This window comes from Burkholderia aenigmatica, from assembly GCF_048627025.1.
In the GTDB taxonomy this organism is placed as follows: Bacteria; Pseudomonadota; Gammaproteobacteria; order Burkholderiales; family Burkholderiaceae; genus Burkholderia; species Burkholderia aenigmatica.
This window is the reverse complement of sequence record NZ_CP184469.1, coordinates 1,693,899-1,708,127: the sequence shown is the minus strand read 5'-3', so window position 1 is coordinate 1,708,127 and position 14,229 is coordinate 1,693,899. Positions and strand designations below refer to the sequence as shown.

The window sequence follows — 14,229 nt, the reverse complement described above, 5'->3', positions numbered from 1 at the left end:
GGTGATGGCGACACCCGAGCCGCGCCACATCGACATTTTCAGCAATCCAGGAGGAGACAAGCATGCAATTACCGACCCGGCTGGCGATCGCGATATCGCTCGGCACACTCATGCTCGCCGGCTGCGGCGGAGACGACAACGACGTGACGAGCACGACACCCGCCGTATCGGTGGCGGACTATGTCGTACCGCGAGTGCCCGGCTGCAGCCCGGGCGACACGCCCGAGACGGCGCTGCAAGGGCAGGTGCCCGCCGCGCTGCGCCAGTCCGGATTCGGCGGCTTCAGCTGCAACCTGAAGCGCGTCAGCCAGGTGCAGGGCGAGGGCGCGTCGTGGTCGGCCGCGACCTACACCGACCGGCAGGGCCACACCTGCTTCTACCATGCGACGATGGGTGCCACGCCGGCCTTCAACAATCCCGATGCGCCGCCGCGCGTGAACCCGGGCGTGCCGGTGATCGACATCACCGATCCGGCCAAGCCGGTGCGGGTGAGTTCGCTGACGTCCACGGCGATGATCGATCCGTGGGAATCGCTGCGTGTGAACGTGGCGCGCGGCATCCTGGCTGCCGACAACGGGCTCGGTGGCGGTGGCGGCCCGGAGGTCGACCTGTACGACGTGGCGACCGACTGCACGCGCCCGCAGTTGCTTGCCAGTGTTCCCGTCGGCACGGGCGCAGACGGCGGCATCGTGCCAGCCACCAAGCAGCTCGGCCACGAAGGCGGGTTTTCTCCGGATGGGTTTACCTACTACGTCGGCGGGGCGTTTACAAAATCCTATTACGCGATCGACCTGACCGTGCCGACCCGGCCGAAGATGATCTCGGCCATCAGTGTGCCGGACCTGGGCATGGGGACCATTTCCCACGGACTGTCGGTGAGCCAGGACGGGAACCGCGCGTACTTCGTCTCGTCGGGGAACGGCGGCACGGCGATCGGCATGAGCGCACCGCCGCTGGACAACCCGAATGCGACCGGCGACAACGGGTTCTTCGTCATCGACACCAGCGAAGTACAGAGCCGGCGTCCCAATGCACAAATGCACCGGATTGCGACGATGCCGGTGCGGGACGGCAGCATTGCACAACATACGATCTCGTTCTCCGTGGCGGGCAAGCCCTATCTGATCGAGGTCGATGAAGGCGGCTCGGGCGGGCTTCAGGATCCTAGCGCCACTGCCGTGAAGGCCGCGTGCAATGCCGGCGTGGCACCGTTCCCGATGGGGCACATCTACGACATGTCGAACGAAGCGACGCCGCAGCTCGTCTCCGAACTGCGACTCGAAACGCACGCCGTGCAGAACTGCAGCAAGGTGATTCCCGACATTCTCGGCCTTTCCACGTTCACGTACGGGTCGCACTACTGCAGCGTCGACAACCGGGAGAACGCCACCGCGCTCGCGTGCAGCTACTTCAACTCCGGCGTGCGCGTGTTCGACATTCGCGATCCGGCGAAGCCGAAGGAGATCGCGTATTACAACCCGCCTTCGGCCAAGTCGCCCGGCGCCGGTTCCGCGCACCTGATGTTCGGCCAGTACCGCCCGGGCGGCCCGGACTGGTGTGCGTCGCGTCTCGATTTCGACTTCGACCGCCATCTGCTGACTACCGCCTGCCAGGACAACGGGCTGCTCGTGCTGTCGTTCGAGAACGGCGCGTGGCCGTTTCCCGAAAGCACCAAAGCGACGGAGATCGGCAATTGATGCATAGCAGACAGGTTGCTCGCGGGTCATCGCGTGAAGCGGTCGCAATCGGCAGGGCAGGCGCGCGAGGCCGCGCCCGGCGCAATTCGGGCGTTGCCGCGCTGGCCTTGCTGGCGGCGCTCGCGATGCCGCTGACGTGCTCGGGGTTCGAAGCGGACGTGCACTTCGGCCTCACGTTCTGGCTCGCGACGCAGGCGGGGTTCGCGTCCGGCGAGGCCGACGCGATTGCGCTCGCCGACCAGCGGATGGATGCCGGCTCGATCGAATACATGACGTCGCCGCTGCAGTTTGCCTGCCTGTCGCGCTTCGCGCCCGATGCGCAGGATACCCAGGCGGCGCACTATCCGAGCGAGACCCGTGTGGCGGCCGCGGCCGCCGCCCGGATCGTGGTGCCGGACGGCCCGGCGTCACGGTCTTCGGTCGATGCCACGCTGCGGCGTGCCGAGGGTCGCAACGCGGCCTTCATGCTGGGCGAGTTCGGCCGGTCGCTGCATGCGCTGCAAGACGCGTGGGCGCATCAAGGCACGCCGTCGGTACCGGACTGGCGCCGCTACGGTATCGAATGCGACGCCAGCCTGGCGATGGCCGCGCCGCTCGCGCGCGGTGGCCCGTCCGGCCACGCTGCCGAGATGACCTGGCGTTGGCCCGTCGATACGGAGGCGATGGCGAAGTCGACGTATCTCCAGATGATTCGTTATCCGAAGATCAATGGCGTGTCGAGAAACGCGCGGCCGTGGGAGCAGGTCCGGCCGATGCTCGCCGGTTTCATCGACGCGCGAACCAAGCACGCGAAATCCGGCTGGTTCGTCGCGAACGGCCTGAAGGACACGTCGTTCCTCGACGGCACGAGCCTGCCGGACGGCCCCGCGTGGCAGGCGGTCCGCTGGCACGGCCGGCGCGACGTGCCGAAGCCGGTCGCGCCGACCGGGCAGCCCGGCGTCGACAAGGGGCTCGTCGATTTCTACGCACGCTTCTTCAGCGACTGGGTCACGACATCGCCTGTGGACAAGCGCTGGCTGCCCGCGCTGGCTACCGGCCACGCCGGCAAGCCCGACGGCCCGCTGGTCGAGCAGTTGACCGGCTGGCGCTTGCGGGATCACGGCACCTACCTCGCGATCGGGACGCCCTCGCTGCCGACGGGAAGCGCCGGCGCGAGCCTGCGCAACCGCGCGTCGTTCGCGGTCTTCAAGTCGTTGAACGATGCGGTGCTGCCGCTCATCGTGGAGGGCGACAAGCCGTCACCGATTCTGCCGTTCCTGGTTTTTCCGCTGCCCGATTCGGCCGACGGAAACAAGCGTGCCGTCGCGCTGATCAAGCTGCTCGATGCGCCTTACGACACGATCGGCGTGGTGTCGGAGCAGCGCAGCGGGGCGGGCTGGAAGGTCACGGGACTGATTTCGTCTTCCGATTACTGATATGCGCGACGACTTCGAAGATGGTGCGCGTGGCGCGACAGCCCCCGTCGACAACGGGGTCTCACGCCGCAACGCGTGGCGGGCCCCGGGGGTGGCGGCGCTTCTCGCTTGCGCGCCGACCTGCGCGGATGCGCATGCGTGGAATATTCCGTACTACCTGCCGGTGCCGTTGTGGCTCTATGCGTACGCGGCCACCGGCACGCTCGTGGTGTCCTTCATGATCCTGGCGTTCGCATCGGGCGCGCGCATTCCGGACACGCGCGCGCCGGCGATCCGATGGCGGCGGGAAGGGCGGATACCGGCCGTGGCGCTCGCGGCGGGGCAGGTTGCGAGCATGGGCTTCGTTGTCCTGCTGATCGTGTCGGGCCTCGCCGGCACCCAGAACCCGTTCGTCAACCTCAGCATGTCGGGATTCTGGCTCTGGTTCTATCTTGGGTCGATCTACGTCAGTGCGGTGTTCGGCGACCTCTATGCGTTCACGAACCCGTTTGCGTTGCTGCTGCGGATCGTGGCGCGCGGCGTCCCGGCATTCGACAGGGGCCGGTATCGCTATCCTCGCGGCCTCGCATCGTATCCCGCGCTGCTCGTGTATGTCGCCCTGATCGCGCTGGAGCTGTTCGGCGCGGCACGGCCGCGCGACGCCAGCCTGTTCCTTGCCGGCTACGCGATCTATGCGCTGGCCGGTTCGTTCTGCGTCGGCCGCGACGTGTGGCTCAGGCATTTCGATGCGTTCGGCATCCTGTGCGGATTGTGCGCACGACTGTCGCCGCTCGAGTGGCGTCGCGTGTCGGCGCGCGAAATCGGCATCAGGCTGAGGAATCCGGTCGCCGGCATGGCGTCGGAACCGCCGTTCGACACCAGCGTCGTGATCTTCCTGTCGTTCATGCTGTCGTCGACGGCTTATGACGGCTTGCGCGATACAGCCGTCTGGAACACCTTCTTCTGGCGCGGCATCTATCCGCTGATCGTCGCGGTGTCGCCGGCGCTGAAAAACGACTACGCGATCGCGGGGGACCTCGTGCTCGCCGGGCAGTGGGCCACCTTTGCCGCGGTCGGGCTGGCCTACCATGGCCTGTTCCGGGGCTTCTGCGCGCTCGGCGCGGCGGGATCGCGTTCGACGCTGGATGGTCACGCGTTTGCGCGGCAGTTCTGCCTGTTGCTGTTGCCGATCGCGCTGTTCTACAACGTGTGTCACTACTTCACGCTGTTCATCGACCAGGGGCGGCAGATCGTCTCACTGCTGTCCGATCCGCTCGGGATCGGCTGGAACCTGCTGCCGATCGACCCGGCGCAGGTCGCGCCGACCGCGCTCCTGATCAACGTCGGCTATATCTGGCATGCGCAGGTGCTGCTGATTCTCGCCGGCCATGTGCTGAGCGTGGTCGTCACGCACGCGATCGCCGTCCGTCATCGCGTGCTGGCCGGCGCCGTGGTGCGCAACCAGTTGCCGCTGCTGGTGCTGACGATCGTGCTGACGGTCAGCGGCCTGTGGATCCTGTCGCTGCCGCTCGCGTGACGTTCGCGGCACGCGGCTTGAGCCCGGACGGCGAGCATCCCCACCGTTTGCGGAACGTGGCCGAGAAGTGGCTCGTGGTCGAAAAGCCGCACGCGAGCGCGGCCTCGGTCACATCGCATCGGCCGCGTTCGATCAGGTCGCGGGCGGCTTGCAGCCGGGTCTCGACGATGTACTGATGCGGCGTCACCCCGTTGGCCTTCTTGAAGTTCCGGATGAACGAATACAGGTCGCCGGGATAGTCGACCGCTTCGACCAGCGTCACGAGCGTCAGCGGATCGCGGAAATTGTCGCGGATGTACTCGACGGCTCGCCGCATCCCCTGCGCATGCGTGTACTCGCGGGCCTTGCGCGTCGACTCGAGATACGACATGCGGCCGAGCGCGGCCGCGCCCAGGGTTTCGACATAGGTCGGCCCCGACGGCATCCCCGCGACCGCATCTTCATGGATGCTCCTGATGATCTGCACGAGCAGGTCGTCGTTCACGTCGAAGCGGGGCACGGCCGGCGTGCCGGGCAGCAGGCCGGACCGGGCGAGCCAGGACACTTCGAAGTGGACGGCGAGCCATTCGATGTCGTTCGACCATCGGCTGGAACACCCGAAGCCGGGCGGCACGTAAGTCAACGGCGTGCGCATCACGTGCGGGGCCCAGCCGTTGCTGTCGTCCGTGCGCATTTCGAATCCGGTGGGCATCCGCAGGTGCAGCGTGAAGACCGGCTCGGTCGTTTCGAGATCGATCAGCTCCGATGCTTGCGCGATGTAGTGATCGATCGCCACGACACCGCGCGACGGCGTCGCCAGCTGTCGTTTCCAGCCCGCCGGCGGTTGCCAGTTCGACCGGCGTCCGTCGGGATGTTTTGCACACACATAACTCATCGTTGGCCGGTTCTGCATGCCTGTTCCCTTCATGTCGCCCGGATACCGGCGAAGCGCGCGCTCGCCGCGATGATCCGCCTTGGAGAATCAGCACACTGTAGGGCGTCATGCTTACTCGATGCTTACCTGTCCGGAACGACGATGAAAAGCGGCGCCCCGCGTGCGGTCGAACGGCGCAACCGCACGGCAGGGGATCGCTGGATGCGGAATCGTCCGATGTTTGCCGGTACCGGACGATGGCCGGCCGCCGTCAAAGCCCCTTGCGGATCTGCACCTGGACCTTGCCGTCGCGAATCGGCATCACGTCGGGGCTGTCGTCGCCGACTTCGCTGGCGATCAGGTCGTTCAGGCGGCCGTTCATCGCGAGCAGCAGCTCGCCGTGCCTGTTCCTGTCCGTCGCGAGATTGCGCATCTCGCCCGGATCGCTCGCGACGTCGAACAGCTCGACGTCGTTGCGCGCGAACAAGTTTTCCATCGTCGTCGGCCGGTTGAATTCGAGTGGCGAGAAATAGCGCGTGAACCGGTAGCGGCCGTCGAACACGCTGCGGATCGTGCCGCGCAACCGGAAATCCGGCTGCTGCGCCAGCGCGCGGCGCAACAGCTCGTCCTCGGGCACGCCTTTCTGCCGCAGCGTGCCCAGTTCCTTCAGCATCCATTCGCTGTCGTAGTACAGCAGCATCGCGTAGTTGAACAGCGTCGCGTCGCGCGCCGCGTGCAGCTTCGTCTCGGCCGGCTTCGCGAGCCAGCGTGTGAGGTCGTGCCCCTTCAGCGCATTGCCGCGGATCGACGCGAGACGCGCGTCGTCGAGGCCGGTGAGCCCGAGCAGCGTCGGCGCGATGTCGATGTGCGACGTCAGCGCATCGCACTGCATGCCGCCCGGATACGCGGGATGGCGGATCACGAGCGGCACGTGGTTCTGCGGCTGGTACGCGGTTGCGCCCTTGCCGACGAGCTGGTGCGCGCCGACGTGGTCGCCGTGGTCGGCCGTCATCACGACGATCGTGCGTTCGTCGAGGCCGAGCGATTGCAGCGACTGCAGCAGGCGCACGACGTGCGTGTCGCAATCGCGGACGCAGTTGAAGTAGTTGTCCTGATAGATGCGCAGGCGTTCGTCGGTGAACGGATAGCGGCCGACGAGGTTCGCATGCGCGGCGTTGAACATCCCGTGCGCGGGCGGTCGCCCCGGCTCGTCGTAGCGCTGCCGCCGCGATGCCGCGAGCGGCACGTCGGTCCACGACGTGCGATACAGCGCGTCGTTCGGCGGCGGCGCGTTGCCGAGCAGCGGGTGGTTCGCGTCCTGCACCGTCGAGCCGTTCGTGTCGGTGTTCACGAACATCGCGTCGTGCGGGTTCACCAGATTCACCGCGAGGAACCACGGCTTGCCTTCCTTCGCGAGCCGCGGCGCGTGGTTGCGCATCCAGCTGACCGCGGCCTCGGCCGTGATCCCGTCGTACTGGTAGCCGCCGCGCGCCGCCCCGATCAGGTCGCCCACGCCGAAATAGTCGTCGAAACCGTACGACCGGATCGTGCGGTTGTAGTCGGCCACGGGCGCCGTGTACGGGCTCGTGGTTTCGTGCATCGACGCGCTCAGGTGCCATTTGCCGAGATACGCGGCGTAGTAGCCTGCATCGCGCAGCATGTGGCCGACGGTACGCACGTCCGGCGACATGTCCTTCTGCCAGGGTGCGCCCGCGTTGTCGAGCACGCCGGTGTGCTGGATGTGCTGCCCCGTGTAGATCGTCGAGCGCGACGGCGAGCACACGCATGCGGCGATCTGGTGGTGCATGAACGTGATGCCGTCGCGGCGCAGCGCTTCGCGGCCCGGCACCGGAAACGGCCAGCGGTCGAAGTGGCGCTCCTGGTCGGTCAGGATGAACAGGATGTTGTAGCCGGCTGGCGGCGCGGCGGGCGCGGTCGTCGCGCCATGGAACGCGGGCGCGGGATCGACGCCTGCACCGGCGGCAACCGGGGCGGCCGGCGGCGGGTTCGCGGCCAGCGCGTCGGCGCCGAAGCCGGCCGCCGCGACCGCCGCGCCGGCCAGCTTGAGGAACTGGCGCCGCGCGGTGGGTTCGGCGGCGGCGGCGGGGGTGTCCTGATCGTCTTTCACGTCGGCTGTCTCCTGGTCATGCCGGCTCGTGCCGGGGGTTTTCATGCCGACGACTATGCGGCAGGATCGCGTATCGATCGATGAAAGATCGAGGTCGATCAATAACCTGGCGAACATGAATGACGGAGACGCTCGTGACCCACGATCCACACGGCCCGGCTGGCCGCACGCGGCCGGAACCGCTCGCGCTGCCCGGCGCGCCGGCCCACGAGCAGCGCATCGCGCAGGCGCTGCGGCGGCTGCGCGTGCGCGACATGGAAACGCTCGACACGCTCGGGCGCACGCGCAGCTTCGCGCGCACGGCCGAGGCTGCGTCGATCACGCAGCCCGCGCTGTCGAAATGGCTGCGCGAGCTCGAGGAATCGCTCGGCCTGCCGCTGTTCGAGCGCACGTCGCGGCGCGTCGCGTCGACCGCGTACGGCGATGCGCTGCTCGAATGCATCGGCCGCGTGCTGACCGACATGCGCGGCGTCGCGCCCGCGTTCGATGCGTTGCGCACCGGCACCGGCCGCCCGGTGACGATCGGCCTGCTGCCGAACATGGCGCCGCAACTGATTCCGGGCGCGCTGGCGTGGCTGCGGGAAGCCGGCCGTCCCGTGCAGCTCAACGTGCGCGAGGACACGTTCGACCGGATGCTCGCGCAGGCGCAGCGCCGCGAACTCGACCTGCTCGTGTGCCGGCTCGATGCGTCGGCGCTGAGCGCGGGGCTCGACGTCGCGCCGCTGTACCGCGACGACATGATCGTCATGTGCGGGTCGCGCCACCCGCTGCTCAGGCGCGCGCGGATCGGCTGGCGCGACGCGGCCGCGTTCCCGTGGATTGCGCCGCCGCTCGGGTCGCCCGCGCGCACGGCGCTGGACGCCGAGTTCGCGAAGGCTGGCCTGGCGCCACCGTCCGTGCTGATGGAATCGGTGTCATGGCAGACCAACCGCGCGGTGGCCGAGCAGTTGCCGTGTCTGTTCGTGCAGTCGGCGCGTGCGTTTGCGCTGGCCGCGCGCGCAGGCGAGCGCGTCGGCCGGTTGCCGCTGAAGCTGTCGACGATGCCTGAAACGGTCGGCGCATTGTATGCGGCGCCCGCGGGCGTGTCGGTCGCGGCCGCGATCGATGCGTTGAAGGCTGTGACGCGCACGGATCCTGGCGCGGACGACTGAACGCGAACGGAGCCGGGGGCACCGCCACGATCCGACGCACCGTGTGCGCACGCGGCGCGGGCCGGGCCCGGTCTTGCCCGGGGGCGTCGCATCGCGCGCGAGTCTTTCGGCAAGCTGACTGCCGGCGGCAGACGCCGCACCGACCGCGCGTAACCCCTGATGCGCACGGATCCCCGGCGTGTCACGGATTGGTGTTAAATAGTTTTCGGCGCGCGTTGGCACCGCGCGTTTCACGGGGCGCACCGGGCATCGGCGTAAACCCGGGGCGAAAAACGGCACGAAGGATCGAAAACGAATCGGGCGCATCAGACCCGATCGGACCGACGGCAGGATTCATCTTGAATACCGAACCGCAAAGTTCTCGTTACAGTCTCGGGCTCGCGGCGGAAGTGCTTGCGTCCGAGCAAAGCGTGCTGAGACTGATCACGCGCAACACACCGCTGCCGGAGCTGTTGGTCGAAGTCTGCCGGCGTGCCGAGGCTTTGCTCGGCGACGGCGCGTCATGCACGATCCTGCTGCTCGATCCCGACGGCGTGCACGTGCACGTCGGCGCCGCGCCATCGTTGCCCGCGCAGTACAGCGCGGCGATCGAAGGCGCGTCGATCGGCCCTGCGGCCGGCTCGTGCGGCACGGCGATGTACCTGCGCCGGATGGTCGCCGTCGAAGACATCGAAACCGATCCGCTCTGGGCCGACTACCGTTCCGTCGCGTTGCCGCTGGGCTTGCGCGCCTGCTGGTCGGTGCCGTTCCTTGACGACACCGGCGCCGTGCTCGGCGCGTTCGCCGTCTATCACCGCACGCCGCGCCGGCCGGGCGACGAGGAAACCGCGTTGTTGCGCGATATCGGCAACAGCGTGGGCCTCGCGGTACACCAGGACCGGATCGCGCGACAGCTCGCGCGCAGCGAGGAGCATCACCGGCTCGTGGTCAACAGCCTGCACGAAGGGATCCTCGTCGTGTCGCGCGACGGCGTCGTGGTCGCGAGCAACCCGAGCGCGAACCGGATGATGCGCGTGCACGGCGACCTCGTCGGCCGCCGGCTGTCGACGGTGATCCTGCGCAAGCTGCATGAAGACGGCTCGCCGATCGCGCCCGACGAATGGCCGAGCCGGCGCGCGCTCGAGACGGCCACGCCGATGCTCGACTACACGGTCGGCTTCGGCCTCGCGGACGGCGACGTCATCTGGGTGCGCGGCAACGCGGTGCCGATCGTGAGGCCGGGCGACAAGCAGGCCGACTCGGTGCTCGTGTCGTTCAACGACATCGGCCCTGTGCGCGAAGCGCAGCAGCAGTTGCGCTACCTGGCGACGCGCGATGCGCTGACGGGCCTCTACAACCGCCGCTGGCTCAGCGACCGCATGCGCGAGCTGTTCGGCGGACACGATGCGGCGGGCGGGCCTGCACGCGTCGCGATCCTGTTCATCGATCTCGTCGGCTTCAAGAAGGTCAACGACACGGCCGGCCACGAAGCGGGCGACGCGCTGCTGCGCAGCGTCGCCGCACGGCTCTCGGCCTGCGGCGGCGGCCAGTACGCGCTCACGCGGGTGGGCGGCGACGAGTTCGTGATCCTCGTCGAGGACTGCGCCGATCCCGAGCGGCTCGCGGTGCTCGCGCGCGAAGTGATCGATGCGATCGCGAAGCCGTTCGCGATCGCGAACAACGAATACTGGCTCGGCGTGTCCATCGGGATCAGCGTCGCGCCGCGCGACGGCGACGATGCCGTCACGCTGATGCGCAACGCCGATTCGGCGATGTACGACGCGAAGCAGCGCGGCCGCAACCACTTCACGTTCTTTACCGCGCAGCTCAACCTGCGGCTGCAGCGCCGCTTCGCGATCGAGCAGTCGCTGCGCCGCGCGCTCTCGTCGGACATGCTGCGGCTCGCGTATCAGCCCGTCGTCGACGCACGCAGCGGCCGCACGGTCGGCGCCGAAGCGCTGCTGCGCTGGACGAGCCCCGAGCTTGGGCCGATGTCGCCGACGGAGTTCATTCCGGTCGCGGAAGATACGGGGCTGATCGTCGCGATCGGCCAGTGGGTGCTCGAAACCGCGTGCCGGCAGGCGGCCGAATGGCGCCGCACGATCGCGCCCGACCTGATGCTGGCCGTCAACCTGTCGCCGCGGCAGTTCCACGAGGGGCTCGTCGAATCGGTCGATCGCTGCCTCGCGCAGACGCGGCTCGATCCGTCCGCGCTCGAACTCGAGATTACCGAAGGATTACTGATGAACGACACGGACACCGTGCTGCCGATGCTCGAGGCGCTCACGGACATGAACGTGCGGATCTCGGTCGACGATTTCGGTACCGGCTATTCGTCGCTCGCGTACCTGAAGCGCTTTCCGCTGCACAACCTGAAGGTCGACCGCTCGTTCGTGTCGGGCGTGCCCGATCATCACGATTCGGTGGCGATCACGCAGGCCGTGGTCGCGATGGCGCATTCGCTCGGGATGAAGGTCACGGCCGAAGGCGTCGAGACGCAGGCGCAGTCGTGGTTTCTGCAGCAGATCGGCTGCGACATGCAGCAGGGCTATCTGTTCAGCCGTCCGCTGGATCCGAACGACTACGCGCGCCGGCTCGGCGCCGTGTGAGCGCGGCGCGCGCCCGGCGTTCAGCGTTCAGTCGCCGCGCGGCGCGCCAAAGCCGCCGAACCCGCCGGGGCCCGGCGTCGTCGGCGTCGCATCGATCTCGACGCGGTTCTTGCCTTCGTGCTTCGCGCGATAGAGCGCGCGGTCGGCCGCTTCGATCAGCAGGGTCGTCGGCAGGCCGGGCATCGGCACGATGCTCGCGCCGCCGATGCTGATCGTCACGGTGCTGCCCGTCGACGACTGCGCGTGCCGCAGCCGCAGCGCCTCGACCGCGAGGCGGATCTTCTCGCCGAGCAGCCGCGCGGCGCCGGGCGACGTGGCCGGCATCACGACCGCGAATTCCTCGCCGCCGAAACGCGCGGCGAGATCGCCCGACTGGCCGAGGCAGCGCTCGATGGTCGACGCGATCTGCTTGAGCACGCTGTCGCCCGACACGTGGCCGTACGTGTCGTTGTACAGCTTGAAATTGTCGACGTCGATCATCAGCAGCGACAGCTCGCTGCGCTCGCGCGTGCCGCGCCGCCATTCGGCGGCGAGGTATTCGTCGAGATAGCGCCGGTTCGACAGCCCGGTCAGGCCGTCCGAATGCGTGAGGCGCCGCAGCTCGAGATTGGCTTCGAGCAACTGCTGCTGCGATTGCCGCAGCGCGCGGTAGGCCTCGTCGCGCTGCAGCAGGTTCATGTACGAGCGCGAGTGGTAGCGCACCCGCGCGACGAGCTCGATGCGGTCGGGCAGCTTCACGAGGTAGTCGTTCGCGCCGGCCGCGAACGCGGCGCTCTTGATCGTGGGCTCTTCCTGCGTCGACAACACGATGATCGGCACGTCGCGCGTCGCCGGATTCGTCCGGTACGCTTTCACGAGGCTCAGCCCGTCGGTGCCGGGCATCACGAGGTCCTGCAGGATCACGGTCGGCCGCGTCTCGATCGCGGTGGCCATCGCGTCGTCCGACCGCGGGCAGTAGTGGAAATCGATCCCTTCCTCGTCGACGAGCGCGCGCCGCACGGCTTCCGCGACGATGGTCTGGTCGTCGACCAGCAGCACCATCGCCGGCACGTCGGCGGGCGGCGTGTAGGGGCCGCCTGGCGGGCGAGTCAGGTCAATGGTCATGGTCGATGCGGGTTGTTGCGAGGGCAGGCATGGGTGTTGCGCGGGCTCATGGGCTCAGATCCGCGCGAGCGCCGCCAGCTCGCCCGCGATGCGCCCGAGCGGCAGGATCGCGCGCGCCGCGCCGAGCGTCGCGGCCGCCTTCGGCATGCCGTACACGGCGCTCGTCGCCTCGTCCTGCGCGATCGTATGGTAGCCCTTCATCCGCAGCGCCTTCAGGCCGATCGCGCCGTCGCGGCCCATCCCCGTGAGCAGCACGCCGATCACGCGGCCGGGCCAGTGCTCGGTCAGGCTGTTGAAGAACACGTCGACCGACGGGCGATACGGCGTGGCGGCCGGCTCGCGCGTGTATTCGAGCGTGCCGGCGCGCGTGATGCGCAGGTGATCGTCGGTCGCGGCCAGCAGCGCGACGCCCGGTTGCGGGCGGTCGCCTTCGCGCGCGACGCGCACGGCAAGCGGGGTCTGGCCGTCGAGCCATTGCGCCATGCCTTCGGCGAACGCGCGGTCGACGTGCTGGACGATCACGATCGGGGCATTGAAATCGGCCGGCAGGCCGCCGAGGACCGACGCGAGCGCGCCGGGGCCGCCGGCCGACGCGCCGATCGCGACCAGCGGGCCGCCGCCGGTGCGGGGAGGCGTGCCGGCGAGGCGCGAGCCGCCGGGTGCGTCGAGCAGGCGGCCGATCTGGTCGATCTTCGCGAGCAGCAGTTTGGTCGTGTCGCCGGCCGCGCCGTCGCCGAGCCGCGGCGTGTCGACCGCGTCGAGCGCGCCGGCGCCCATCGCCTCGAACACGCGCCACGCATTCGCGCCGATGCAGCTCGTCACGATCAGGATCGCGCACGGTCGTTCGGATCGCATGATCCGCCGCGTCGCTTCGACCCCGTCGAATTTCGGCATGATCAGGTCCATCAGCACGACGTCGGGCGGCTGTGCGGCGCACAGCTCGACGGCTTGCGCGCCGTCGGTCGCGACCCACAGCACGCGGTGCTCGGGCCGTCGCGCGATCGCGCGGCGCATCGCCTCGACGGCAAGCGGGAGGTCGTTGACGATGCCGATGTTCACAAGCGGAATTCTCCGGTCGGTTCGTAATGTTGGAGGTGGGCCGGGTTCATGGAAGGGGCTGCCTGTTCGGCGCCGCCGGACGGCATCGGCGGCCGGACGGCACGGCATTCTTTTCGGTTGGCGACGCCCCGCATGCTGTCATGCGGCGCGGGCGGCGGCAATCGAAAAATTTGCGCATTGCGCCGTTTCAGTGCGTTTCCTCCATGGCTGCGCGGTGTTTCGGGCGGGCAAAGGGCACGGGCCGACGAAGCGGACATGTTACCGTGGCGCCTTCGACAACAAGAACGGCCGCCACGCAGCATGGGGTACGGAAAGAGAGACCGTGACATCAGCGCCACGTATTGCCGCAGCTATCTGGTGACGCTCGGTGCCGCCTTCGCGGGCGGCAGCGCGTTTGTCCTGTCTGCCGCGCCGGCGGGTAACTGGCCGGGGTGGGGCATCGGGCTGCTCGCCGCGTTTCTGATCGGCGGCGTGCTGCTGGTTGCAATCGGACTGTTCGGCTCCGAGCGGTTCGTGCGCCGTTGCGCGGAATCGGCGTCGGGGCACGAGGCCACGCTGATCGTCATGGCGGTGGCTTATCCCGTGTATCTTCTGCTGCGCCTGGTCTACGACCGGCGCTAGCATCGGCTGGCGTGCGACCGGCAGCGTCGCGCAGCACTTTTTCCGGCAGACGGGGAATCACTACAGATGGCTTTCACAGACGGACGATGGCACGCCA

Annotated in this window: 10 protein-coding genes; 6 read left to right on the top strand and 4 right to left on the bottom strand. The window is 68.5% G+C overall.

Annotated elements, in window-relative coordinates; all coding sequences use genetic code 11:
- The first annotated feature begins 62 nt into the window (after positions 1–62).
- The 3 genes from ACN8ZM_RS24645 (at position 63) to ACN8ZM_RS24635 (ending at position 4,628) form a co-directional block, all read left to right on the top strand.
- The gene (locus tag ACN8ZM_RS24645; protein ID WP_420211012.1) at positions 63–1,697 is read left to right on the top strand and encodes an LVIVD repeat-containing protein; all 1,635 of its coding nucleotides are present in this window, start codon (positions 63–65) and stop codon (positions 1,695–1,697) included.
- Positions 1,697–3,112: a DUF6765 family protein gene (locus ACN8ZM_RS24640; protein WP_420211011.1), complete on the top strand. Its 1,416-nt coding sequence runs from the start codon at positions 1,697–1,699 to the stop codon at positions 3,110–3,112. The genes ACN8ZM_RS24645 and ACN8ZM_RS24640 overlap by 1 nt, the downstream gene beginning before the upstream one ends.
- A gap of 91 nt (positions 3,113–3,203) precedes the next feature.
- Positions 3,204–4,628 (top strand): hypothetical protein, encoded by a 1,425-nt coding sequence (locus ACN8ZM_RS24635; protein ID WP_420211010.1) that lies wholly within the window; start codon positions 3,204–3,206, stop codon positions 4,626–4,628.
- Here the strand turns inward: ACN8ZM_RS24635 and ACN8ZM_RS24630 are convergent.
- On the bottom strand, positions 4,591–5,502 hold the full coding sequence (locus ACN8ZM_RS24630) for a helix-turn-helix domain-containing protein (protein ID WP_420212669.1): 912 nt from the start codon (positions 5,500–5,502) through the stop codon (positions 4,591–4,593). The genes ACN8ZM_RS24635 and ACN8ZM_RS24630 overlap by 38 nt on opposite strands.
- A 250-nt stretch (positions 5,503–5,752) precedes the next feature.
- On the bottom strand, positions 5,753–7,609 hold the full coding sequence (locus ACN8ZM_RS24625) for a sulfatase-like hydrolase/transferase (protein ID WP_420211009.1): 1,857 nt from the start codon (positions 7,607–7,609) through the stop codon (positions 5,753–5,755).
- 134 nt (positions 7,610–7,743) lie between these two features.
- Between ACN8ZM_RS24625 and ACN8ZM_RS24620 the strand changes: the two genes are divergently transcribed.
- Entirely contained in the window at positions 7,744–8,760 is a 1,017-nt protein-coding gene (locus ACN8ZM_RS24620; protein ID WP_420212628.1) for a LysR substrate-binding domain-containing protein, read from the top strand.
- Positions 8,761–9,098: 338 nt separating this feature from the next.
- Positions 9,099–11,348: a putative bifunctional diguanylate cyclase/phosphodiesterase gene (locus ACN8ZM_RS24615; RefSeq protein WP_089453286.1), complete on the top strand. Its 2,250-nt coding sequence runs from the start codon at positions 9,099–9,101 to the stop codon at positions 11,346–11,348.
- 27 nt (positions 11,349–11,375) lie between these two features.
- On the opposite strand, the gene ACN8ZM_RS24610 is transcribed toward ACN8ZM_RS24615, so the two are convergent.
- Together ACN8ZM_RS24610 and ACN8ZM_RS24605 are read right to left on the bottom strand one after the other, a co-directional pair.
- On the bottom strand, positions 11,376–12,452 hold the full coding sequence (locus tag ACN8ZM_RS24610; RefSeq protein WP_420212627.1) for a diguanylate cyclase: 1,077 nt from the start codon (positions 12,450–12,452) through the stop codon (positions 11,376–11,378).
- A 54-nt stretch (positions 12,453–12,506) separates the two neighbouring features.
- Positions 12,507–13,511, bottom strand: coding sequence for a chemotaxis response regulator protein-glutamate methylesterase (locus ACN8ZM_RS24605; RefSeq protein ID WP_043179381.1), 1,005 nt, complete (start codon positions 13,509–13,511; stop codon positions 12,507–12,509).
- 48 nt (positions 13,512–13,559) lie between these two features.
- On the opposite strand from ACN8ZM_RS24605, the gene ACN8ZM_RS24600 reads away from it, so the two are divergent.
- The gene (locus tag ACN8ZM_RS24600) at positions 13,560–14,132 is read left to right on the top strand and encodes a hypothetical protein (protein WP_301766734.1); all 573 of its coding nucleotides are present in this window, start codon (positions 13,560–13,562) and stop codon (positions 14,130–14,132) included.
- The last annotated feature ends 97 nt before the right edge of the window (positions 14,133–14,229 follow it).

Excerpts from the sequence above, each read along its gene's own strand:
- ACN8ZM_RS24645 (WP_420211012.1), top strand. The coding sequence starts at position 63 with ATGCAATTACCGACCCGGCTGGCGATCGCGATATCGCTCGGCACACTC.
- ACN8ZM_RS24640 (WP_420211011.1), top strand. The coding sequence starts at position 1,697 with ATGCATAGCAGACAGGTTGCTCGCGGGTCATCGCGTGAAGCGGTCGCA.
- ACN8ZM_RS24630 (WP_420212669.1), bottom strand. The coding sequence starts at position 5,502 with ATGAGTTATGTGTGTGCAAAACATCCCGACGGACGCCGGTCGAACTGG.
- ACN8ZM_RS24610 (WP_420212627.1), bottom strand. The coding sequence starts at position 12,452 with ATGACCATTGACCTGACTCGCCCGCCAGGCGGCCCCTACACGCCGCCC.
- ACN8ZM_RS24600 (WP_301766734.1), top strand. The coding sequence starts at position 13,560 with ATGGAAGGGGCTGCCTGTTCGGCGCCGCCGGACGGCATCGGCGGCCGG.